Genomic DNA, 23278 nt, shown 5'->3' on the forward strand with positions numbered 1-23278 from the left:
GGTCCGTGGACAATTTCGACACGCCAAGCACCTCGCGCGACGCGGCTCTGCTGCCTGATACCGGCGAGCCGGGCTTCGGCGTCTATGTGCATTGGCCCTTCTGCGCGGCGAAGTGTCCCTATTGCGACTTCAACAGCCATGTGCGCCATCAGCCCGTGGATCAGGAGCGCTTTACATCAGCCTTCCTGACGGAGATGGCGGCGGTCCGGGCGATCAGCGGGCCGAAGACGGTGACGAGCGTCTTTCTCGGCGGCGGCACGCCCTCGCTGATGAAGCCGGAAACGGTCTCGGCCATTCTCGACGGCATTGCGCGGCACTGGCATGTGCCAGATGGCATCGAGATCACCATGGAGGCCAATCCTTCGAGCGTCGAGGCCGAACGGTTCCGCGGCTATCGGGCGGCCGGCGTCAATCGCGTCTCGCTCGGCGTGCAGGCGCTGAACGACCGGGATCTGAAATTCCTCGGCCGGCTGCATGATGTCGCCGACGCGCTGAAGGCGATAAGGCTGGCGCGCGACATCTTCCCGCGCATGTCCTTCGACCTGATCTATGGCCGACCCAATCAGACGGTCGAGGAATGGGAAACGGAACTGAAGGAGGCGATCTCCTACGCGGTCGATCATCTTTCGCTCTATCAGCTGACCATCGAGGAAGGCACGCCCTTCTACGGCCTGCACAAGGCCGGCAAGCTGATCGTGCCGGATGGCGAGCAATCGGCATTGCTCTACGAGGCGACGCAGGAGATCACCGCGCGTGAGGGAATGCCGGCCTATGAGGTTTCCAATCATGCCCGGCCGGGGGCCGAAAGCCGGCATAACCTGACCTACTGGCGCTATGGCGACTATGCCGGCATCGGCCCGGGCGCCCATGGCCGGCTGACGCGTGGCCCGGAGAAGCTCGCGACGGCGACCGAGCGCAAGCCGGAAACCTGGCTCGACATGGTCGAGCGTGATGGGCACGGCATTCTCGACGAGGAGCGGCTCGGCTTCGAGGAGCAGTCCGACGAGCTGCTGCTGATGGGGCTGCGGCTGAGGGAAGGCGTCGATCTTGCCCGCTGGCAGCAGCTTTCGGGCCGCGACCTCGACCCGAAACGCGAGGAATTCCTGCTCGAACACAAATTCATCGAGCGGATCGGCAATTCACGCCTGCGCTGCACGCCATCAGGCATGCTGATCCTCGATTCCGTCGTCGCCGATCTCGCCTGCTGACGCGTCGGGCTGGATTTGCGGCACGGCGGCATCGATATTGCCGCCGCACCTGAGGGCATTTCTCAGCCGTGGCTGGTGGCACCGGCCTTGAAGAGGCTGCCGGTCGGTGTCTTCAAAAACATCTCCAGCGGAATATGCTCCTGGTGCAGGAAGCCGGTCGCCGGCAGCAGACCGTCGCGGACCATCTCGATGACGGCGACGACGGAGGCTGACGTCGTCCAGGCGATCGCCGTGCGGCGCGCCCCGGCAATCTCGATCGGGTAATAGGCGCGCACGAACTCCTTGCGGCGCAGGCTGCCATTCTCGGTGCCCTCGGCGGCGACATGGACATAGACGACATCGTCTTCAACCGGCGGCTTGGCATTGGTCAGGATCTCGCCGGCGAGCTTGCGCTTGTCGCGCATCAACAGCTCGTGGAAGAAGAAGTTCATCAGCTCCATATGGCCGGGATAACGCATGGTCTTGTAGTCGAGATTGTCGATCTTGCCGAGCATCGTATCGCACATGGTGCCAAGGCCGCCCGACGTCGTGAAGGCTTCGAGCTTGACGCCGCCGACATAGACGGTCTCGTGCCATTCCATCGGCGAGACGAGCTTGCGCACACCGCCCTCGATGACCTCGCAGTCGTTCAGATATTCGTTGACGACGCCCTCGGGCGACCAGTTGAAGGCGTAGCCGAGCAGCCCGGTCGGATGCTGCGGCAGGGCGCCGACGCGCATGCGGATCGACCGGCAGCGATCGAAGCCGTCGGCCAGGCTTGCGCCGACGATGCCGACGAAACCCGGCGCCAAGCCGCATTGCGGCGCCATCAGCCCGCGGGCGGTCTTCGACAGCTCGATGATGAAATTGGTGGTCGGAACGTCTTCGGTCAGATCGAAATAATGGATACCGGCAAGATGGGCGGCACGCGCCAGCTCGATGTTCAAATGATAGGGCAGGCAGGAGAGCACCGCCTCGACATTCGCGAGCAGTTCGCCGATCACCTGGGGGTCGGAGATATCGCCGGTGCGGCACTTGAAGGGGACGTCGCTCAGCGGCAATTGCGCGTCGACGCCGATGACATCGAAGCCGCCTTCATGCAACAGCGTCGCCGCCAGCCGTCCGACCTTGCCCAGGCCGAGAACGGCGATCTTTTCGAAACTCATTCATTCCTCCCACGCGCCGTTTTGGCGCTTCAGTCTTTGACATGCACTGGATGCGCGGGAGGTATAGAATAAAAAACTTATAAAGGAAAACGGCCGGAATCGCTTCCGGCCGTCGATTTTTCGGAAAAACTAGTCGATTATTCGTTGATCAGGCGCTTCAGAAGCTCGACTTCGTGCGAAAGCTTGGTGTCTCCCGAAATCAGCTCCTCAATCTTGCGCACCGCATGCAGCACGGTCGTGTGATCGCGCCCGCCGAACCGGCGGCCGATCTCCGGGAAGGAGCGCGGCGTCAGCGTCTTCGACAGATACATGGCGATCTGGCGCGGCTTGACGATGACGCGGGTGCGGCGGTTCGACACCAGTTCCTGGCGCGAGACATTGTAGTGCCTTGCGACGATGCGCTGGATATCCTCGATGCGCACACGGCGCGGCTCGCCGGAGCCGACCAGATGGGCGAGCAGTTCGTCGACGCGTTCGATCGACAGGTTCGGCTCGAAGGAGCGGCGGAAGACCAACTGGTTGAAGGCGCCTTCGAGTTCGCGGCCGCTGGCCGTGACGTTGCGGGCGACATGCTGGAGCAGTTCGGCCGGAATTTCGAGCGACGGATCTTCGAGCCGGGCGACAGCAAGGCGACGCTTGAGGATTTCGAGACGCATCTCGTAATCCGGCGCGTCGAATTCGATCGCGACACCGCCCTGCAGGCGCGAGCGAACGCGGGGGTCGAGCGACTCCAGCTCCCAGGGCGCACGGTCGGCAGCAACGACGACCTGCTTGGCGCTGTCGAGCAGCATGTTCAGGAGATGGCAGAATTCATGCTGGATCATCTTGCCCTGCAGGAACTGCATGTCGTCGATGATCAGGAGATCGATGTTGCGCAGCGAATCCTTCAGCGTCAGCGCATCATTGTCGCGGATCGCGGTGGCAAAGCGCCACATGAAATATTCGGCCGTCAGATAGACGACACGCAGAGCCCGCGGGTTCTGCACCGCGGCATTGGCGACCGCCTGCAGCAAATGGGTCTTGCCGAGGCCGACGGTCGAATGGATGAAGAGCGGGTTGAAGCGCACGGCGCCTTGACCAGCTTCTGCGATGGTCTTTGCAGCCGCAAGTGCGACCCGGTTCGAGCTGCCTTCCACGAAGGTGTCGAAGGTGAAGCGGCTATCGAGCGGCGAACCGAAGAGCGGCGAGCCAAAGCTTGCTGGCCTTGCGGCGGCAACAGCCGAAACCGCCTGCTGGACGGCCTGACCGGCCGGCTGCGCGCTTGTCGGGCGGCGCATCTGCGTGGGGGCGGCTGGTTCCGGCGCGACCGCCTCATCGAGCGCCTTCGTGCCGTGGCGCGTTGCCGTGCGTACCAGGACTTCGATTTTCAGAATTTCCGGATCCTCGGCCTGGAACAGACCGGTGATGAGATCGAGATAACGATTGTTGATCCATGACTTCAGGAAGGTCGTGGGAACCGAAAGGCGAACCACGCTCTTCGAGACCGAATGCAGCTTCAGCCTGGCAAACCAGCTGGCATAGACGTCAGGGCCGACCTGGGCCTTCAAGCGCGCGCTGACGCGCTCAAACAATACGTTCTGCTTCATTTCCGCCTTTGCTTCGCCCACTTCGAGGCGAATGGAGCCGAACGTCTGCGGTGCCGCATCCCCATTGTCGAGCCCGCCCGTCGTCATCGTATTCATCTGCATAATGCCGCCTTTCAATTCCACCGGGCGGCATCCGCTAAAACGGCCGCCCGATCATTCCCCGCTTTGGCGGGCTGACGGATCCTCATGAGCCGCTCGCCTGCCGGTTCACTCAAAACACTGGCCCCTCAATGGGACCGACGCAGAACTCCGTTGCAGGGGCCGCATTCATGCGGCAACCTTCATCGGCTTTCCATGTCAGGCTGGCGGTCGAACCTCGTTTTCGGCCGACCAGCCCGAACGCAATATTACTTTACCTTCTCCGGCGGCCTCGCCTTAAACGTGCGGCCACTGAAGGCACAAAACATCCCCGCTCCGTAACAGCCACGTTACGGCTCAAATCCGTCGAGTGCTTGAAAAAACGGAAGCGCAGGGCTCCGTAACAAAAGGCACAAACTCATCGCCCTGCCGACGTGGCAGTCAAAACTGAGCCTCTGCAGGTGATGTCCGCGCCCTTTGTTGAAAGCCATTTAGGCAGGATCAAACGGCAATATCAACGATGAATTTTACGCAAAATTAACAAGCGGCCATTGACTCCGCCTGCCGTTTTCGGGCGTCACACCAGCGTCAAAAAAGAATCGCAGTTGAATCAAAGAGATTCCCCCGTTCGGGCTATTTTGACACGCATTGAAAGAAAAAAAATAAAATCCTCTTGACTCGCCTGTGGTCCCGGAAGCTTGGGGCAGAGTCGCGCAGTGCAAAAGCATCCTTGCGCAAGTCATTGTTTTTAAACGCCTTTTCCTGTCATGGCGCTGACACGAAACAGTCGTGAGATTAACCATGCAGGGGCTGATCGGCGGAATCGAAAAAGCCCGGTAAAATTACCGGGCTAATCATAAAGAAGAAGTCCTTAACGGAAGATTACGCGGTCGTGGTGACCGAAAGAGCCTTCACACGAGCAGCCAGACGCGAGACCTTGCGCGATGCCGTGTTGGAATGCAGCACGCCCTTGCTGGCGGCGCGGGCAAGCTCGGGCTGAGCCGCCAGGAAAGCTTCCTTCGCCTTGGCGGCGTCACCGGATGCGATGGCCTCTTCGACCTGGCGAACGAAAGTACGAACGCGCGAGCGACGAGCCTTATTGACGTCGGTACGGCGGGCGATCTTGCGGGTCGCTTTTTTCGCCGAAGTTGTATTGGCCATGGATGCCTCTCTCAAGAATTCGAACAAACTCCGCCATTACCGCGGGCCTTGCGGCCACAAAATCCAGCAATGCGGGAGCAATCGCGGAAAACCAAACCGGCTTTCCGAACCGTGGGCGGGCATATAACTCTAAAGCCGGCCCACGTCAACGCGGATTTTCAAGCTTTACCACCGGCAAGCACCGAAAAGCATTCAACGGTGCGTAAAAGCAGGTTTGCGCTTCTCGACGAAGGCGGCCATGCCTTCTTTCTGGTCGTCCGTGGCAAAGAGACTGTGAAACAGGCGGCGCTCGAAACGCAAGCCCTCCTCCAGCGTCGTCTCGAATGCACGGTTGACCGCCTCCTTGGCCATCATCACCGAGGGGCGCGACAGCGCAGCGATCTTTTCGGCTGCGGCAAAAGCCTCTTCGAGCAGGCGATCGGGCGCCACCACACGCGAAACGAGTCCCGATCGTTCAGCTTCCGCCGCATCCATCATGCGGCCGGTCAGGATGAGATCCATTGCCTTCGCCTTGCCGACGGCGCGCGTCAGCCGCTGCGAGCCGCCCATGCCGGGAATGACGCCGAGGGTGATTTCCGGCTGGCCGAACTTCGCCGTCTCCGAGGCGATGATGAAATCGCACATCATGGCGAGCTCACAGCCGCCGCCGAGCGCAAAACCGCTGACGGCAGCGATCACCGGCTTGCGCGCCTTGGCGACCTCATCCCAGCCGCTGATGAAATCACTCTTATAGATATCGGCGAACTCAAGCGGCTGCATCTCCTTGATATCGGCGCCGGCAGCAAAGGCGCGCTCGGAACCGGTCAGCACGATCGCTCCGACCGTCTCGTCGGCGTGGAAGGCGGCATAGGCCTCTTTCAGTTCCTTCAGGACAGCGGAGTTCAACGCGTTCAGTACCTGCGGGCGGTTCAGCGTGACGAGGCCGACATTGCCTCGGGTTTCGACGATCAGGGTTTCATAGGCCATGCTGTTCTCCCGGTTTCTCACTCTTAACTTCTGGCAGGCTCATTTCTGGCAGGTGGCGCAATAGAAGGTAGAGCGACCCGCCTGGACGATGCGGGCGACCGTACCGCCGCAGCCGGGCGTGCGGCAAGCCTGACTTTCGCGATCATAGACGGAGAAGGAATGCTGGAAATAGCCGAGCGATCCGTCGGTCTGGATATGATCGCGCAGCGATGATCCGCCGGCGGCGATCGCGTCGGCGATGACGTCGCGGATCGAAGCGACGAGCAGGTCGAGCTGCGTCTTCGGCCGGCCAGTCGCCGTCACCAGCGTGCCGGCGGCGCGAATCGGCGAAAGATGCGCGCGCCACAATGCTTCGCAGACATATATATTGCCGAGACCGGCAATGTTCTTCTGGTCAAGCAGCGCGCTCTTCAGCGGCTGCGCCTTGTCCCGAAAGCGTTCGGCCAGATAGGCGGCGCTGAGCTCGTTCCCCGTCGGCTCTGGGCCGAGATCGCGGAAGAAGGGATGGGCGGCGAGATCGGCGCGTCCCACCATATCCATGAAGCCGAAACGGCGCGGATCGTTGTAGACGACGCGGCGGGGGCCGCTGGCCGCTTGCAGATGGAAGACGACGTGATCGTGCTTCTCGTCCTTCGAGCGGGCATGGTGGAATTCGCCCGGCACGCCGGAGGCAGCCCCCTCGTCGATATGGCCCTCCTCAATGCGAAAAGAACCGGACATGCCGAGATGCGAAATCAGCGTGTTGCCGTCGTCGAGATCGACCAGCAGATATTTGGCGCGGCGGCCAAGGCCGACGATGGTGCGGCCGGAAACCCTGTCCGCGAAAGCGTCGGGAAAGGGGAAGCGCAGGTCGCCGCGGCGCAGCTCCAGCCTGGTGACGCGGGTGCCCTCCATCGCCGGCGTCAGGCCGCGTTTCACCGTTTCGACTTCTGGCAATTCCGGCATCTTAACCCATCTATCTCTAACGTGTTTCAACCGGCGACGATGTGCGCTATAGCGCCATTGTGCCGCGGAGAATGCGGCCCATAGATAACGTCGCGCGCGGTCTTTCGCTATGGCCGCCGCGCCCGAATCTTCAGGAACGGAGCAGTCTGATGTCAGAAAGCCGCACTTCCGCCGACGGCGGTATGGAGACCTCCTACGGCTTCCGCGAAGTGCCTGATGGCCAGAAGCAGGGCCTGGTCAACCAGGTGTTCCATAAGGTCGCCAAGCGCTACGACATCATGAACGACGTCATGTCGATGGGCATGCACCGCGCCTGGAAGGATGCGATGATCTCGGCGCTGAACCCGCGCAAGGAGCCTGGCTACAAGATACTCGACGTTGCCGGCGGCACTGGTGATATCGCCTTCCGCATCGTCGAGGCCTCGGGCAGACAGGCGCATGCCACGGTGCTCGACATCAACGGTTCGATGCTCGGCGTCGGCGCCGAGCGGGCGGAAAAGAAGAAGCTTTCCGGCAATCTTACCTTCGTCGAGGCGAATGCCGAGGAACTGCCTTTCGAGGCAGGCAGCTTCGACGCCTATACGATCGCCTTCGGCATTCGCAACGTGCCGAGGATCGATGCGGCGCTGTCTGAGGCCTATCGCGTCCTGAAGCGCGGCGGACGGTTGCTGGTGCTGGAATTTTCCGAAGTCGATATGCCGCTTCTCGACAAGATCTACGACGCCTGGTCGTTCAACGCCATTCCGCAGTTCGGCAAGGCGATCACCGGCGATGCCGAACCCTACCAGTATCTGGTGGAATCGATCCGCAAGTTCCCGAACCAGGAGAATTTCGCGGCAATGATCCGCCAGGCCGGCTTTTCGCGCGTCACCTTCACCAATTATACCGGCGGCATCGCCGCACTCCATTCCGGCTGGAAGCTCTGACGCATGACGCAGGCCACGCGCTTTCCCTCATTCCTGTGCTCGTCACAGGAATCCAGCGCGTCCAAGTCCTTGGGCGCGAAAGACACTTCACACCTTATTGAGTCAATCACCGCGCAGACGCGCGGTGGCTGGATTCCTGTGACATCCCTCGGGCAAAGCCCGAGGAAGGGAATGAGGGTGGAGAGATTGGCCGCGTATTTGCAAGCAGGCCAGCCTGCATGAGTACTTTCGGCGCATATTTCCGCCTTTGGCGCGTCGGCTGGGTGCTCGTGCGTGAGGGTGTCGTGTCCGCCCTTCCTTCCGAAGGGCTGCCGCCTCCGGTGGCGCTCGCCAAATCCTTCGTCACGATTTTCGAGCGAAGCAAGGCGCGGCATCAGAAGCGCAGCGACCGGTTGGCACAGGCGGTCGAGCGGCTCGGTCCCTCCTATGTGAAGATCGGGCAGTTCCTGGCGACGCGGCCGGATGTCGTCGGCGTCGAATTCGCCAACGACCTGTCGCAGCTTCAGGACCGGATGGCCTTCTTTCCCTCGGCCGCCGCCAAGGCCAATATCGAAGGCTCGCTCGGACGTCCGATCAGCGAGCTCTATGCAAGCTTCGGCGATCCGATCGCTGCCGCCTCGATCGCGCAGGTGCATCCGGCCGAGGTCGATAGTGCCGAGGGCCGGAAGAAGGTTGCCGTCAAGATCGTGCGGCCCGGCGTGCGCCAGCGCTTTGCCCATGACATCGAGGCGATGTATCTCGTTGCCCATATGCAGGAGCGTTTCCTGCCGTCCAGCCGGCGGCTGCGGCCGGTCGAGGTGACGAAGACACTGGAGCAGACGACGAAGGTGGAGATGGATCTCCGCCTGGAGGCGGCCGCTCTTTCCGAGATCGCCGAAAATACCGAAAAGGATCCCGGCTTCCGCGTGCCGAAGGTCGACTGGGAACGGACCGGGCGCGACGTCATCACCATGGAGTGGATCGACGGCACGAGGATGTCCGATGTCGAGGGCCTGCGCGCGGCGGGCCACGACCTCAACCTGCTTGCCGATACGCTGATCCAGTCGTTCCTGCGCCACACGCTGCGCGACGGCTTCTTCCATGCCGACATGCATCCGGGCAATCTCTTCGTCGATGCGGGCGGCATGATCGTCGCCGTCGACATGGGCATTGTCGGGCGGCTGGGCAAGAAGGAGCGGCGGTTCCTCGCCGAAATCCTCTATGGCTTCATCACCCGCGACTATATCCGCGTTGCAGAGGTGCATTTCGAAGCCGGCTATGTGCCCGGCCACCACAATGTCGAAAGCTTCGCCCAGGCGATCCGGGCAATCGGTGAGCCGATCCATGGCCAGCCGGCCGAGACGATCTCGATGGGCAAGCTGCTGACGCTGCTGTTCGAGGTGACCGAGCTCTTCGACATGGAGACGCGGCCGGAGCTGGTGATGCTGCAGAAGACCATGGTCGTGGTCGAAGGCGTATCGCGCATGCTCAATCCGCGCTTCAACATGTGGAAGGCCTCCGAGCCTGTCGTCGGCGACTGGATCCGCACCAATCTCGGACCGAAACGGATCGCCACCGATCTCAAGGACGGGCTGAAGGCGGCGGTCAAGCTCGCCGAAGCCGTGCCGGAAATCGCGGCAAAGACCGAAAAATTCCACCATCAGCTGCTGCATATGAGCGAGCACGGCTTACGTTTCGATGCTGAGACGGCGGAGGCGATCGGCAAGGCGGAAGCGCGGCACAACCGTTCGGCCAAGATTGCGCTGTGGGTCATCGCATTGACGCTTCTCTATATTGCCTGGATGCTGAGCTGACCGCGTGCCAAAAACATGCGGTGTTCGGCATTTGGGATATCCCATGTGACGGAGGGCTCGCTTAATCTCACTTTTAAGGAGATAGGCACATGAAGCACGAACGCCTTGGCATCGAACTTTCCGGACAACCGCTCGGCTTTGCCGAGATGGTGACGATTGGGGCGGGCAAGGCTGCGATCTCGGCTTCGGCGACAGGCATGGCCCGCATCGCGATCGCCCGCGAGGTCGTCGAGGATGCGATTGCCTCCGGCATGCCGGTCTACGGCTCGACGACAGGCGTCGGCGCCATGAAGGATGTGGAGTGGTCGGCCGACGAACTCGACACCTTCAATCTCGGCCTGGTGCGCGCCCATCATTTCGGCACCGGCACCCCCTTTTCCTGCAATATCGTCCGCAATGCCATGGCGATCCGCATCAACACGGCGCTGACCGGCCAGGTCGGTTGCACGCCGGAGCTGATCCAGGCCTATATCAGGATGCTCGAGGCCGATCTCATCCCGGTCGTGCGTCGTACCGGCTCGATCGGCTGTGCGGATATCGGCTTGATGGGACAGATCGGCGCGGTGCTGACCGGCGTCGGCGAAGCAATCTATCGCGGCAACAGGATGCAGGCGGCCGAGGCTTTCCAGGCGGCCGGGCTGGAACCGATGCGGATGGCGCCGCGCGACAGCCTCGCTTCGCTCAGCATCAATGCGGTGAGCTTTGCCTCGGCAGCGGAAACGACGCGCAACGCCGCGGCCTCGATCCGCGTCCTGCTGGCGACGGCGATGATGGCAGCCGGCGCGCTTGGCGCCTCCCGCGATCCCTGGAAAGCCGTTCGGCATGTCGGTACGGCGCGCGAAGCGCTGATCGGCGCCTGGCTCTGCAATGCCTCCGACGAATGGAACTGGCCTGTGGCAACGCATGTGCAGGACCCGCTCAGCCTGCGCATGATCGCGCAGGTGTTCGGCGCGGTGATCGAAAACCTCTTATCGACCGGCCACAAGATTCTTGCCGCCACCGGGCGCTCGGACGACAATCCTGTCGTGGTCGAAGGCCGGGTGATGACGTCGGGCGGCTCGCTGCCGCTCGATGTGACGATCCTGCTCGAATCGGCAGCACTCTGCATGGCGCATGCGGCGCGCAACGCCTTCAACCGCTGCGTCATTCTCGGCAATGGCCAGCGGCGCGACCTGCCGGTCAATCTCGTGCCGCCGGGGCGGATTGCCACCGGTTTCGGGCCGATCATCAAACTTGCCGGCGAGATCTTCTCGCGCGTGCTGTCGATGTCCAATCCTGTGTCGGCCCAGTCGCTGGTCGTCGCAGCCGGGCTGGAGGATGAGGCGGCCTTCCTGCCGCTCGTCATCGAACGCTTCGACCGGCAGATGCGGGCGCTGAAGCGCCTTGCAGCCCTCGAGGCGCTGCTGTCTGCCCAAGCGATCGACATTCTCGGCGATGAACCGAAGGGTGTCGCCGCCATGCTCTACGCGGTCGTGCGCAAACATGCGGATTTCTATACGGTCGACCGGCCGCTTTCGGCGGAAGTGGAGGCGATCGAGGAGGAACTTGGTTCGGACGAATTCGTTACGAAGCTGACCGAGCAGGTTCCGATCGCCTCCTTCGACGATTTCTTCGCCCTCGGCTCGCTGGAGCGCATCGAGGAACGGCTAACCCATCACGAGCCGGCAGCAGTCTGATTTCCAGTTACGGAGGAAGCAGCATGGACTTCGATCTCGTTCTGCAGGGCACAGTGGTGCTGCCGGACCGCATTGTCGAAGAGGGCTATGTCGCCGTGCGCGACGGCAAAATCGCCGAGGTCGGCCTCGGAGTACCGCCGGCGGGCCGCGAACGGCATCTGCTCGGAAAAGCGCTGATCCTGCCCGGTGCGATCGACGCGCAGGTGCATTCGCTTTCCCAGAAAGACCAGGAGGATTTCCTCTGGTCGACACGATCGGCAGCGGCCGGCGGGGTGACTGTCATCGTCGACATGCCCTATGACGAAGGCAATCTCGTCTGCTCGGCAGCGGCGGTGAAGCGGAAGATCGATCATGCCGGTCCGCAGGCGCGGGTCGACTTTGCGCTTTATGGCACCATCGATCCGGAAGAAGGCCCGGCGCGCATCCGTGAAATGGTGGAGGCAGGCGTCGCAGCCTTCAAGTTTTCGACCTTCGGCACCGATCCCAAGCGCTTTCCGCGCATTCCGCCGGCCCTGCTCGACGCCTGCTTTGCGGCAATCGCGCCGACGGGGCTGACGGCGGGCGTGCACAATGAAGACGATGAGGCGGTGCGCACCTATATGGAACAGGTGAAGGCGAGCGGCATCACCGATTGGCGGGCGCACGGCCTGTCGCGGCCGCCGATCACCGAGCTGCTGGCGATGCATACGATCTTCGAGACCGGCGCCAATACCGGCTGCCCGGCGCATGTGGTGCACTGCTCGCTCGGGCGCGGCTACGATATCGCCCGTTCCTATCGCCGCGATGGCTTTGCGGCGACGGTCGAATGCTGCATCCACTACCTGACGCTCGACGAGGAAAACGACGTGAAGCGCCTCGGCGGCAAGGCGAAGATCAATCCGCCGGTGCGGCCGCGCGCCGAGGTGGAGAGGCTCTGGCGGAAGGTGGCCGAGGGTGATGTCTGGCTGGTCTCGACCGATCACGTCAGCTGGTCGGAAAACCGCAAGACCAATCCCGACATGCTCGCCAATGCCTCCGGCGTTCCCGGCCTCGAAGTGATGGTGCCGCTTTTCGTCAAAGGTGCTACAGAACGCGGCATTCCTTTGACATGGGCCGCCAGGCTGATGGCGGAGAACCCGGCGAAGCATTTCCGGCTCGACCATATCAAGGGCGCGCTGACCCCGGGCAAGGATGCCGATATCGTCGTGCTCGAGCCGCGCGACAGTGTCTATGATGCCGCAGCCAGCGGCAACAACGTTGTCGGCTGGAGCCCCTATAACGGCATCCGCCTGCCCTGGACCGTTTCCGCCACCTATCTGCGCGGCGAAAAGATCGCCGAGGGCGCGAAGGTGCTGGCCAAGCCCGGCACCGGCCGGTTCGTGCGGCCGCTGCCGCGCCAGGTCATTGCGGGAGCTGAAGCATGAGTCGCAATCTACCCGTCAATGCCGGCCGGATCGCTGAAGATATCGAGGCACTGGCCGGGATCACCGAGCCGGGGCATCCCTGGACGCGGCGGGCCTTCTCGCCACTCTTTCTCGAAGGCCGGGCCTATATCGACGCGCGGATGAAGGCGGCGGGACTGGAAACGCGGGTCGATGCCGGCGGCAATCTGATCGGCCGGCGGACGGGCCGAAAACCATGGCTCGGCACAATCATGGTCGGTTCGCATTCCGATACGGTGCCGGACGGCGGCCGCTTCGACGGCATTGCCGGGGTCATCTCGGCACTGGAGGTGGCGCGCGCGCTTGTTGACCAGAATATCGAACTCGATCACGATCTCGAAATCGTCGATTTTCTTGCCGAAGAGGTCAGCATCTTCGGCGTGTCCTGCATCGGCAGCCGCGGCATGACCGGCCAACTGCCGGAGGCCTGGCTTTCGCGCGTCAGCGACGGGCGCGACCTGGCCGAAGGCATCGCCCAGGTCGGCGGCAGACCCGATGTACTGATGCAGCAGAACAGGCCCGATATAGCAGGCTTTCTGGAGCTTCATATCGAACAAGGCCCGGTGCTCGAAGCCGAAAAGCAGGATATCGGCATCGTCACCGCGATCTCGGGCATCACCCGGATCGAGATCACCGTCGAAGGGCGGGCCGACCATGCTGGCACGACGCCGATGGACCGGCGGGCGGATGCGCTGGTGGCGGCGTCGCAGTTGGTGCTCGACATCCGCAATGCCGCTGCCGAGCTTGCCAAATCGCCGGGGCATTTCGCGGCGACGGTCGGAGAATTCAGGATCGAGCCGAATGCCGCCAATGTCGTGCCGTCGAAGGTGGTGCTGCTGATCGATGGCCGTGCCGAAATCCGCGCCGACATGGAGGCATTCTGTCGCTGGCTCGACGGCCATGTCGAAAAGCTGGCGGGCGCCTACAGCGTGACGATCAAGACGCCGAACCGGGTTTCCGACAATCAGCCGACGCCTGGCGATGCCGGGCTGCTGTCGACCTTGGAGACCGCCTGCGAACGGGTCGGCGCAAAACATCGGCGCATGGCCTCCGGCGCAGGACACGATACGGCCTGGATCGCCAAGGTGGCGCCGGCAGCGATGATCTTCGTGCCCTGCCGCGAAGGCCGCAGCCATTCGGCCGACGAGTGGGCGGAGAATGACGATATCGCGCTTGGCGCCGCCGTGCTGTTCGAGGCGGTGCGCGAGATGGATGCGAGCTTGAATCAGGAGAGGACCGATGGGACGCATACTCGTTGAGAAGGACGTGGAAGCCGCCGTCAAAGGCGGCTCCGTCTATGCCGCCGGCGGCGGCGGCTGGGCCGATCACGGGCGGATGCTTGGGCTTGCCGCTGTCAATGTCGGCAAGCCGGAGCTGGTCTCGATCGACGAGCTGAAGGACGAGGAGTGGATCGCAACCGCGGCCGCGATCGGCGCACCGGCCTCCACCACCCCCTGGGAAATGCAGGGCATCGACTATGTGAAGGCGGTGCAATTGCTGCAGGAGACGCTGGGCGAAAGGCTGTCCGGGCTGATCATCGGCCAGAACGGCAAGTCCTCGACGCTGAACGGCTGGCTGCCATCGGCGATCCTCGGCACCAAGGTGGTCGACGCCGTCGGCGATATCCGCGCACATCCGACGGGCGACATGGGCTCGATCGGCATGGCCGGATCGCCCGAGCCGATGATCCAGACCGCTGTCGGCGGCAATCGGGCCGAAAACCGTTATATCGAACTGGTGGTGAAGGGTGCGACGGCGAAGATCTCGCCGGTGCTGCGGGCTGCGGCCGACCAATCCGGCGGCTTCATCGCCAGCTGCCGCAATCCGCTCCGAGCCTCCTATGTCCGCACCCATGCGGCGCTCGGCGGCATCTCGATGGCGCTTGCGCTCGGCGAAGCGATCATCGCGGCGGAGAAGCGCGGCGGATCTGCCGTCATCGACGCGATCTGCAAGACGACGGGTGGCCATATCCTTGCCGAAGGCGTCATCACCCGCAAGGACGTCGTCTACACCAAGGAAGCCTTCGACATCGGCACGATCATCGTCGGCTCGGGCGGAACATCGGTGACGCTGCATGTGATGAACGAATATATGGCGGTGGACGACGCGGGTGGCGGGCGGCTAGCGACTTTCCCCGCCGTCATCACCACGCTTTCACCGGAGGGCGAGCCGCTTAGCGTCGGCCAGCTACAGGAGGGCATGCATGTCTTCATCCTGCATGTGCCGATGGAGATCATTCCGCTGTCGGCAAGCGTGCTCGATCCGACCGTCTATCCCGTCGTCGAAAAGGCGATGGGGATCGAGATCGCACGTTATGCACTGGCGACGAAGGCCTGAGCCCGTGGCGCGCGATCCCGGCCTCGAAGAACTGATGCGTGAGGAACTCGGCGATCGGCCGGGCCTTGCCGAAAAATCCATGTTCGGCGGCTGGGCCTTCATGCTGAATGGCAATCTTCTCTGCTGCGCGCGCCATGACGGCATGCTGATCCGCCTCGGCAAGGGCGATGACGGCTGGGCGCTGGCTCTGCCGGGCGTGATCCAGATGCTGTCGGGCGAGCGGGTGATGCATGGCTGGGTGCGCGGCAATGCCGAAGTTTACGGCGACGATGCTCTGAGACGGCGTCTGCTCGATGCAGCACTTGCCTATGTGGAATCGCTGCCGAGCAAATAGAAAAACGAGGAACCCACGATGCCGAAGGCCAATCCACGTCATCCGAAATTTCCGATTCCCGGCGGGCCGGAACTGCGGGCCAAAGGCTGGCGGCAGGAGGCGCTGCTGCGGCTGCTCGAAAACGTGCTCTCCGTCGGTGAGGATCCCGACAATCTGATCGTCTATGCCGCGCTCGGCAAGGCGGCCCGCAACTGGGCGGCGCACAGAGGCATCGTCAAGGCGCTGACCGAGATGGAAGAGAACCAGACGCTGCTCATCCAGTCCGGCAAGCCGATCGGGCTCGTTCGAACGCATACCAAGGCGCCGCTCGTCATCATGGCGAACTGCAATATCGTCGGGCAATGGGCAAAGGCCGAAGTGTTCTACGAGCTGCAGCGCAAGGGACTGATCTGCTGGGGCGGGCTGACGGCCGGCGCCTGGCAATATATCGGCAGCCAAGGCGTCATCCAGGGCACGTACGAGATCTTCATGCGCATTGCCGAGCGGCGCTTCGGCGGCGATCTCCTCGGCCGGTTCGTGCTAACGGCCGGTCTTGGCGGCATGGGCGGAGCGCAGCCGCTCGCCGGCCGCATGGCGGGGGCTGCGATCCTCTGTGTCGACATCGATCCGGAGCGGGCCCGCAAGCGCCAGCAGATCGGTTATCTCCAGGAAATCGCGCCCGATCTCGACACCGCCCTTCAGATGATCGATGCGGCGGTGAAGGATAAGCGGGCGCTTTCCGTCGGGCTCGTCGGCAATGCGGCGGAAGTCTATCCCGAGATCGCCCGGCGCGGCATCGTGCCCGATATCGTCACCGACCAGACCTCGGCGCATGACCTCGTCTATGGCTACGTGCCGAAAGGCATGAACCTCGCTCAGGTCAAGGGCCTGCGCGACGATGGCCAGGGGCAATTGATGGCGGCAAGCCGCGCCTCGATCGTCGAACATGTGACGGCGATGCTGGAATTCCAGAAACGTGGCTCGGAAGTCTTCGACAATGGCAACCTGATCCGCACGCAGGCCAAGGAGGGCGGCGTTGCCAATGCCTTCGACATTCCGATCTTCACCGAAACCTATCTCAGGCCGCTGTTTGCCCGGGCGATCGGCCCATTCCGCTGGATGGCGCTATCGGGCGAGGAGAGCGATATCGCCCGGATTGACGACCTGCTGCTCGAGATGTTCCCCGACAACAAGATCATAACCAACTGGATCCGGCTGGCGCGCGAGCATGTGCCCTTCGAAGGGCTGCCGGCCCGCATCGCCTGGCTCGGCCACGGCGAACGCACGGCACTCGCAAGGCGCGTCAACGCGCTGGTTGCGAGCGGCGAACTCAAAGGCCCGGTGGCCTTCTCCCGCGACCATCTCGACGCCGGCGCCATGGCGCATCCGAATATCATGACTGAGGGGATGAAGGACGGCTCAGATGCGATCGCCGACTGGCCGCTGATCGATGCGATGATGCTCTGCTCGTCGATGGCCGATCTGGTCGTCATCCATTCCGGCGGCGGCGGTTATGCGGGCTATATGACGAGCTGCGGCGTCACCGTCATCGCCGACGGCACGGATGCCGCCGACGAACGGCTCGACCATGCGTTGACCAACGATACGGCGCTTGGCGTCATGCGTTACGCCGATGCCGGTTATGAGGAGGCGCTGGACGAGGTGGCGAAGAAGGACGTGCCCTATATCCGGCTTGGTTGAAATGGACCACGATCTGCTATATATCATTGTCATATCCTGTCGAGGACGATGACATGGAAACAGCAAAGATCTTCTGGTCGGGGCGTTCCCAGGCCGTCCGACTGCCCAAGGAATTCCGATTCGATGGCGATAGCGTCACCATTCGACGGCAGGGGCGTGCAATCATTCTCGAGCCGATTTCCGATGATTGGGACTGGCTTGCCGACGTAGCTGGTCCGGTTGATCAGGACTTTGCGACAGCGGCGGAAGAGAAACCTGCCGGGCAGGAGCGACCCGAACTCGACTTCTTCAAATGAAATACCTGCTCGATGCGAATGCCGTCATTGCCCTGATGAAGGTCAATGAGCGCCTCATCGCCGAACTGCGCAAACACAGACCGCAAGATTTCGCCTTACCGGCAATCGTTGCGCATGAACTCTTCTATGGTGCTTACAAAAGCCTCCGTACCGACGAGAATCTGGCGCGGATCGATGCGTTGCAATTCAATATCCTGGAATTCGACCGGAACGACGCGCGCAAGGCGGGGGAAATCCGCGCGGCGCTGCAGGCATTGGGAACGCCGATCGGACCCTATGACGTCCTGATTGCCGGACAGGCCGCCGCACGCGGCCTCATCCTGATCACCCGCAATCTGCGTGAGTTCGAGCGCGTGGCTGATTTACAAACCGAGAATTGGGAAGATTAGCTTCGATCAAGTCGTCTGGGTAGCGTGTCAGGCAATCAGATTGGAGACTTCGATGAGGTTGCCGTCAGGATCTCTGAAATAGACCGAGCGCAGACGTCCTGTCGCACCAGTGCGTTCGACCGGACCCTCTTCGATCGCAACGTCCGCGGCCTGTAGATCAGCAATGACATCGGCAAGCGGTGTCTCGGCGATGAAGCAGAGGTCGCCGGAGCCGGGTGTTGGATGTCTCGCCTTGGGATCGAATTCGTGGCCGGCCTGATGCAGGTTGATCTTCTGCCCGCCGAATTTCAGCGCCTTTCGGGTTTCTGCAAAGGTTTCGACCGACATGCCGAGGATGCGGGAATAAAAATCGCAGCTGATAGCGATATCGTCGACGGTCAGCACGAGATGGTCGAGGCGGTCTATGCGGATCATGCTTTTCTCCCCGCGAATTGCTGGGCAAAACAGGCGGAGACAAAGGCCAGCGCCAGCATGGCAAGCGTGAAGATAACGACCGCGGCCCAGCCTTCAACCGCGAAGAACCAGCCGCCCGCCGAACCCATGAGGCTGGAGCCGACATAATAGGCGAGCATATAGAGCGATGAGGCGTGCCCCTTGGTGCCATGCGCCAGCTTGCCGACAAGGCCGCTGGCGATGGAATGGCTCATGAAGAAGCCGGTCGTGAGCACTGTTATACCGAGGATGATGACCGGGAGCGAGGCCGCGAGCGTCAGCGCGCTGCCGGCGGCGGTGAGTACCAGACCGAAGAGAAGCACGGAAAAGTGCCCGATCCGGTCTCCGAGCAGACCGCCGATCGAAGAGGCGCCGATGCCGAAGAGATAGACGGTGAAGATCAGCCCGAGTTCGGTCTGGTTGAGGTCGTAAGGCGACGCCACCAGGCGAAAACCAGCATAATTGTAGATCGTCACGAAGGAGCCCATCGCCAGGAAGGCGATGGCGAAGATGAAAGGCAGCGCTGGATTGGTGAGATGGCCGAGCCAGGCTTTTGCATGAAAGCGCGGATCGAAGCCCGGCCGGCGGACGAAATTGCGTGATGGCGGCAGGAGGGTGATGAAGCCGATCGCGGCGGCAAGGCCGATGGCGCCGATGATGAAGAGCGCCGGACGCCAGGTGAGATATTCGGCGAAGATGCCGGTCAACACACGGCCGGACATGCCGCCGAAGGCCGTGCCGCCGACATAGAGGCCCATGGTAGCGCCAAGGCCGCGCGGATCGATTTCCTCGGCGAGATAGGCCATGGCGACGGCCGGCACGCCGCCGAGAACGAGGCCCTGCAGGGCGCGGATGACGAGCAGAAGGTGCCAGTTCGGGGCAAAGGCCGTGGCGATGGTCAGCAATGCCGCGCCGACCAGCGATATCGACATCAGGCTGCGGCGGCCAAGGCCTTCCGAGACGGCAGCCGCACAGACGATGGCGACCGCGAGGAAACCGGTGGAGAGCGAGAGGGACAGCGAGCTTTCGGCCGGACTGACGGAGAATTGCTGCGAGAAGATCGGCAGCAGCGGCTGGACGCAATAGAGTAGCGAGAAGGTGGAGAATCCGGACAGGAAGAGTGCCAGGCTGGCGCGGCGATAGGCGCCGGTGCCACGGGTCAGGTAGTGCTTCTGCCCTAGGATCGCGGTTGTCTCGGCGGTCTTCGCGGCATGCGCTGACGTCGGCATATCTTCATCCTTCCGACCTCCGATCTAGTCAACGCCGCTCCATTTGTCCAATATATGGGACTGGCGATTTCGATAGGTTTTGGAGATGGCGATGGAGCTGCGGCATTTGAGATATTTTCTCGCGGTGGCAGAAGAAGGCAATTTCACCCGTGCCGCCGGCAAGCTCGGCATCGGGCAGCCACCGCTCAGCCAGCAGATCCGCGACCTGGAAAGGGAAGTGGGCGCGGCGCTGTTTCATCGCGGCCTTCCTCGGCGAAGCAAAGGCTTCGCTGGCGGCTGCGGAAAAGGCGAAGCTTGCGGCGCAAAGCGCCAATCGCGGCGAGACCGGCCGGCTGTCGCTCGGTTTCACCGCTTCCTCCGCCTTCAATCCCGTGGTCAGCACGACGATCCGCCGGTTTCGCGCGCGCTGGCCGGAGGTGCAGCTGTCGCTGACGGAAATGAATACGCTGGCGCTGATGCAGAAGCTGGAACGCGGCGAGCTCGACGCCACCTTCATGCGTCCCAGCCTGGACGATCCCGCCGGCATCCGGCTGCGGCGACTGCCGGATGAGCCGATGGTGATCGCCCTGCCCGCCAGCCATCCCTTGACGCGGCACCCCAGCCTGCCGCTTGCGGCGCTGGCGGACGAACCCTTCATCCTCTTTCCCCGGCTCGTGGGCTTGAGCCTTTACGACGATGTCGTGCTTGCCTGCCGCAAGGCGGGATTCGAGCTGACCGTGGCGCAGGAGGCGCCGCAGATTTCCTCGGTCGTCAATCTGGTGGCGGCCGATCTCGGCGTCTCGATCGTGCCGGCCTCGATTTCGCAGATCAAGCTCGAAGGTGTGGCCTACCGGCCGATCGAGGGACCGCCGGCCGTGGCGCGCCTGGCGCTGGCAATGCTGAAAACACATCGCTCGCCGGTCACCGAGAACCTGATCAGCCTGCTGAGTACATGAATTAACCCGCCGGATCCCAATAGGGCGGATCGCCGAAGCTCTTCTTCAGATGATCGGCGATGGCGCGAAGCTTGGCGGAGGGATTGCGGCCTTCGGGATGGGCCATGTAGATGAATTCGGCCTCCGGCCTGTGGCCGACATCGATTTCGGCAAGCCGGCCCTCGCGGATGGCGGGGCCGGCGATGAAGGCGGGCAGCAGCGCGATGCCGAGCCCGGCAATCGCGGCGTCGCGGAGCATGTCGCCATTGTTGATGCCGAGCGCCAGTTTCGCGCGGACGACGATCGCACCCTCTGGCGTCTGGAAGCGCCAGTCGGCAACGCCGCGATTGGTGTAGAAGATGCCGCGATGGCTGTCGAGATCAGAGAGCGACGAGGGAATTCCCTGGCGGGCGAGATAATCCGGCGAGGCGCAGAGAAGGCGGCGGCTATGCGCGAGCTTCCAGGCGACCAGCCTGTTATCGGCGATCAGACCGTTGCGGATGATGGCATCGTAACCGTCCGAGGCGGCATCGACGCGTCGGTCATCGATATCGAGGGTCAGTTCGATCTCGGGATGTTCGGCAAGAAAGGGATAGAGCGCCGGGCCGAGATGCATGCGGCCGAAGGTGACGGGGGCAGCGATACGGATCGGTCCCGATAGTGTTCCGCGCCGCTCGGCCATATCGGCTGCGGCTTCCTCGATCTCGCGCACGATGCGCGCGGCGCGCCCGAGGAAGACCGTGCCATCCTCCGTCAAAGTGAGCTTGCGCGTCGTTCGGTGCAGCAGCATGCCGCCGAGCGACTTCTCCAGTTCCGCCAGCCTTTCGCTGACGACGGATTTGGACAGCCGCAGGCGTCGGGCCGCCTCGCTGACCGAGCCTGCCTCGACCACGGCGACGAAAGCCGCAATACCTTCGATCCTGATCATCGTTCGGCTTTTCCGAATTCGAGTTCCCCGATCTGGAGACTAATCCGAACGAATGGAAAATGCCATCTTCCACTCATCGAAAGGGACGGCAGGGGCCGCCTCACCTTAAACGCAGGAGATGGAACCATGAACCGCTTGAACAACAGGGTCGCGATCGTCACCGGCGCAAGCTCCGGCATCGGCCGCTCCACGGCAAAGCTCTTTGCCGCCGAAGGCGCCAAGGTCGTCGTCGGCGCCCGCCGCCAGGGCGAACTCGACAGTCTCGTCGCCGAGATCAAGGCAGAGGGCGGCGACGCCATCGCCATTGCCGGCGACGTGCGCTCGGAAGACTATCACAAGGCGCTGGTCGCCGCCGCCGTGACGTATTACGGCAAGCTCGATATCGCCTTCAACAATGCCGGCACGCTCGGCGAAGCCGGTGCGAGCACCGCCGTTTCGGAAGCAGGCTTCAGCGAGGCGCTGGCGATCAATCTGACGGCCTCCTTCCTCGCCGCCAAGCACCAGATCGGCGCGATGGTGGAAAATGGTGGCGGCTCGGTGATCTTCACCTCGACCTTCGTCGGCTACAGCTTCGCTTTTCCGGGCGTTGCCGCCTATGCCGCCAGCAAATCCGGCCTGATCGGCCTGACGCAGGCGCTCGCCGCCGAATTCGGCCAGCAGGGCGTGCGCGTCAATGCCATCCTGCCGGGTGCTGTTGATACCGACATGTATCGGGGCATGAACGATACGCCTGAGAAGCAGGCCTTCGTTACCAATCTGCATGCGCTGAAGCGTGTCGCGACACCCGAAGAACTCGCCCGCTCGGTTCTCTATCTCGCCTCCGACGATGCGAGCTTCGTCACCGGCACGGCCTCGCTGGTCGACGGTGGCGCTTCGATCACCCGCACCTGAGGCGGCGCGGCGCGATTATCCGCTGCGGGTTGACGATCCTTCAATACGCCGGCTTATCGCGCCGCTTTTTTCAGAGCATTCTCCCATCCAACAACAACGGGCCGCGGCCCAAAATTCGATCAAAGGAACGTCATCATGTCACGTCTGCAAAACAAGACAGCCCTCATCACCGGCGGCACCAGCGGCATCGGTCTCGAGACCGCCCGCCAGTTCATCGCTGAGGGCGCCCGCGTCGTCGTTACCGGCAGCAGCGTGGCAAGCGTCGAGGCGGCCCGCGCCGAACTTGGCGGCAAAGCCACCGTCATCCAGGCCGATGCCGGCAATGCGGCCGGCCAGAAGGCCGTCGCCGACACAGTGAAAGAGGCTTTCGGCACGCTCGACATCCTCTTCGTCAACGCCGGCGTCGCCGAATTTGGGCCGCTGGAACAGTGGAGCGAAGCCGCCTTCGACAAGTCGGTTGATATCAACGTCAAGGGCCCGTTCTTCCTGATTCAGGCGCTGCTGCCGATTTTTTCGAAGCAGGCTGCGATCGTGCTCAACACCTCGATCAACGCCCATATCGGCATGCCCAACTCGAGCGTCTATTCGCTGACGAAGGGCGCACTGCTGACGCTTGCCAAGACGCTGTCGGGCGAACTCATCGGCCGCGGCATCCGCGTCAACGCCGTCAGCCCCGGTCCGATCGCCACGCCGCTTTACAGCAAGCTCGGGGCATCGGAAGCCGATTCCAAGGCGATGACCGCGCAGATCCAATCCCAGATCCCTGTCGGTCGCTTCGGGAACCCCAGCGAAGTCGCGAAGACGATCGTCTTTCTCGCCTCCGATGAGGCGGCCTATATCGTCGGCAGCGAACTCATCATCGACGGCGGGATGAGCAACCTCTGACCCCACGAGCGCGGCGGAGACCAGCTGCCGCGCTGCTTGCCGCCTTCAGCATGGCGAT

21 protein-coding genes and 1 pseudogene are annotated in these 23278 nt (G+C 62.8%); 14 read left to right on the forward strand and 8 right to left on the reverse strand.

Annotated features, from left to right (window positions below; genetic code table 11):
- Positions 1–5 precede the first annotated feature (5 nt).
- Positions 6–1208, forward strand: coding sequence for a radical SAM family heme chaperone HemW (hemW, locus tag G9X67_RS23810; RefSeq protein WP_171599835.1), 1203 nt, complete (start codon positions 6–8; stop codon positions 1206–1208).
- 62 nt (positions 1209–1270) lie between these two features.
- Here the strand turns inward: hemW and G9X67_RS23815 are convergent, their stop codons facing one another.
- From G9X67_RS23815 to mutM, 5 genes are all read right to left on the reverse strand, one after another.
- Positions 1271–2353 carry a saccharopine dehydrogenase C-terminal domain-containing protein gene (locus tag G9X67_RS23815; RefSeq protein ID WP_138332280.1) on the reverse strand — a complete coding sequence of 361 codons (1083 nt, stop codon included), beginning with the start codon at positions 2351–2353 and terminating at the stop codon, positions 1271–1273.
- A gap of 137 nt (positions 2354–2490) precedes the next feature.
- Positions 2491–4041, reverse strand: coding sequence for a chromosomal replication initiator protein DnaA (dnaA, locus tag G9X67_RS23820; RefSeq protein ID WP_138332279.1), 1551 nt, complete (start codon positions 4039–4041; stop codon positions 2491–2493).
- An 858-nt stretch (positions 4042–4899) separates the two neighbouring features.
- Positions 4900–5178 carry a 30S ribosomal protein S20 gene (gene rpsT / locus G9X67_RS23825; RefSeq protein ID WP_003544819.1) on the reverse strand — a complete coding sequence of 93 codons (279 nt, stop codon included), beginning with the start codon at positions 5176–5178 and terminating at the stop codon, positions 4900–4902.
- A 192-nt stretch (positions 5179–5370) separates the two neighbouring features.
- Complete coding sequence (locus G9X67_RS23830) at positions 5371–6144, reverse strand: enoyl-CoA hydratase (RefSeq protein WP_171599836.1); 774 nt, start codon at positions 6142–6144, stop codon at positions 5371–5373.
- Positions 6145–6183: 39 nt separating this feature from the next.
- Positions 6184–7089 carry a bifunctional DNA-formamidopyrimidine glycosylase/DNA-(apurinic or apyrimidinic site) lyase gene (gene mutM, locus G9X67_RS23835; protein ID WP_138332277.1) on the reverse strand — a complete coding sequence of 302 codons (906 nt, stop codon included), beginning with the start codon at positions 7087–7089 and terminating at the stop codon, positions 6184–6186.
- A gap of 149 nt (positions 7090–7238) precedes the next feature.
- Between mutM and ubiE the strand changes: the two genes are divergently transcribed.
- From ubiE to G9X67_RS23885, 10 genes are all read left to right on the forward strand, one after another.
- Positions 7239–8015, forward strand: coding sequence for a bifunctional demethylmenaquinone methyltransferase/2-methoxy-6-polyprenyl-1,4-benzoquinol methylase UbiE (ubiE, locus tag G9X67_RS23840; protein ID WP_138332276.1), 777 nt, complete (start codon positions 7239–7241; stop codon positions 8013–8015).
- A 218-nt stretch (positions 8016–8233) separates the two neighbouring features.
- Positions 8234–9808, forward strand: coding sequence for a 2-polyprenylphenol 6-hydroxylase (gene ubiB / locus G9X67_RS23845; protein ID WP_138332274.1), 1575 nt, complete (start codon positions 8234–8236; stop codon positions 9806–9808).
- An 89-nt stretch (positions 9809–9897) separates the two neighbouring features.
- Positions 9898–11484 (forward strand): aromatic amino acid lyase, encoded by a 1587-nt coding sequence (locus G9X67_RS23850; protein ID WP_138332273.1) that lies wholly within the window; start codon positions 9898–9900, stop codon positions 11482–11484.
- A gap of 23 nt (positions 11485–11507) precedes the next feature.
- A complete protein-coding gene (locus G9X67_RS23855) occupies positions 11508–12887 on the forward strand; it encodes an amidohydrolase family protein (protein ID WP_138332272.1) in 1380 nt (459 codons plus the stop codon).
- The gene (locus G9X67_RS23860) at positions 12884–14164 is read left to right on the forward strand and encodes a Zn-dependent hydrolase (RefSeq protein ID WP_138332271.1); all 1281 of its coding nucleotides are present in this window, start codon (positions 12884–12886) and stop codon (positions 14162–14164) included. The genes G9X67_RS23855 and G9X67_RS23860 overlap by 4 nt, the downstream gene beginning before the upstream one ends.
- A complete protein-coding gene (locus G9X67_RS23865; protein ID WP_138332270.1) occupies positions 14145–15242 on the forward strand; it encodes a DUF917 domain-containing protein in 1098 nt (365 codons plus the stop codon). Before G9X67_RS23860 ends, G9X67_RS23865 begins: the two co-directional genes overlap by 20 nt.
- Positions 15243–15246: 4 nt before the next feature.
- Positions 15247–15576, forward strand: a complete 330-nt coding sequence (locus G9X67_RS23870; protein ID WP_138388356.1) for a TfoX/Sxy family protein — start codon at positions 15247–15249, stop codon at positions 15574–15576.
- An 18-nt stretch (positions 15577–15594) separates the two neighbouring features.
- On the forward strand, positions 15595–17256 hold the full coding sequence (locus G9X67_RS23875) for a urocanate hydratase (protein ID WP_171599837.1): 1662 nt from the start codon (positions 15595–15597) through the stop codon (positions 17254–17256).
- A gap of 53 nt (positions 17257–17309) precedes the next feature.
- The gene (locus G9X67_RS23880; RefSeq protein ID WP_018495663.1) at positions 17310–17552 is read left to right on the forward strand and encodes an AbrB/MazE/SpoVT family DNA-binding domain-containing protein; all 243 of its coding nucleotides are present in this window, start codon (positions 17310–17312) and stop codon (positions 17550–17552) included.
- On the forward strand, positions 17549–17941 hold the full coding sequence (locus tag G9X67_RS23885; protein WP_171599838.1) for a type II toxin-antitoxin system VapC family toxin: 393 nt from the start codon (positions 17549–17551) through the stop codon (positions 17939–17941). Before G9X67_RS23880 ends, G9X67_RS23885 begins: the two co-directional genes overlap by 4 nt.
- 27 nt (positions 17942–17968) lie before the next feature.
- On the opposite strand, the gene G9X67_RS23890 is transcribed toward G9X67_RS23885, so the two are convergent.
- Both G9X67_RS23890 and G9X67_RS23895 read right to left on the reverse strand, forming a co-directional pair.
- Positions 17969–18355 (reverse strand): VOC family protein, encoded by a 387-nt coding sequence (locus G9X67_RS23890; protein ID WP_171599839.1) that lies wholly within the window; start codon positions 18353–18355, stop codon positions 17969–17971.
- Complete coding sequence (locus G9X67_RS23895; RefSeq protein WP_138388359.1) at positions 18352–19602, reverse strand: MFS transporter; 1251 nt, start codon at positions 19600–19602, stop codon at positions 18352–18354. The genes G9X67_RS23890 and G9X67_RS23895 overlap by 4 nt, the downstream gene beginning before the upstream one ends.
- A gap of 91 nt (positions 19603–19693) precedes the next feature.
- Between G9X67_RS23895 and G9X67_RS23900 the strand changes: the two are divergent.
- A pseudogene (locus G9X67_RS23900) lies at positions 19694–20537 on the forward strand (LysR family transcriptional regulator).
- 1 nt (position 20538) lies between these two features.
- On the opposite strand, the gene G9X67_RS23905 reads toward G9X67_RS23900, so the two are convergent.
- The gene (locus G9X67_RS23905) at positions 20539–21444 is read right to left on the reverse strand and encodes a LysR family transcriptional regulator (protein ID WP_171599840.1); all 906 of its coding nucleotides are present in this window, start codon (positions 21442–21444) and stop codon (positions 20539–20541) included.
- A gap of 126 nt (positions 21445–21570) precedes the next feature.
- Here G9X67_RS23905 and G9X67_RS23910 point away from each other — a divergent pair, with 126 nt between their 5' ends.
- Positions 21571–22335 carry an SDR family oxidoreductase gene (locus tag G9X67_RS23910; RefSeq protein WP_171599841.1) on the forward strand — a complete coding sequence of 255 codons (765 nt, stop codon included), beginning with the start codon at positions 21571–21573 and terminating at the stop codon, positions 22333–22335.
- Positions 22336–22470: 135 nt separating this feature from the next.
- On the forward strand, positions 22471–23220 hold the full coding sequence (locus G9X67_RS23915; RefSeq protein ID WP_138388363.1) for an SDR family oxidoreductase: 750 nt from the start codon (positions 22471–22473) through the stop codon (positions 23218–23220).
- Positions 23221–23278: the final 58 nt, after the last annotated feature.

Source organism: Rhizobium sp. WYCCWR 11152 (assembly GCF_013087615.1).
In the GTDB taxonomy this organism is placed as follows: domain Bacteria; phylum Pseudomonadota; class Alphaproteobacteria; order Rhizobiales; family Rhizobiaceae; genus Rhizobium; species Rhizobium indicum.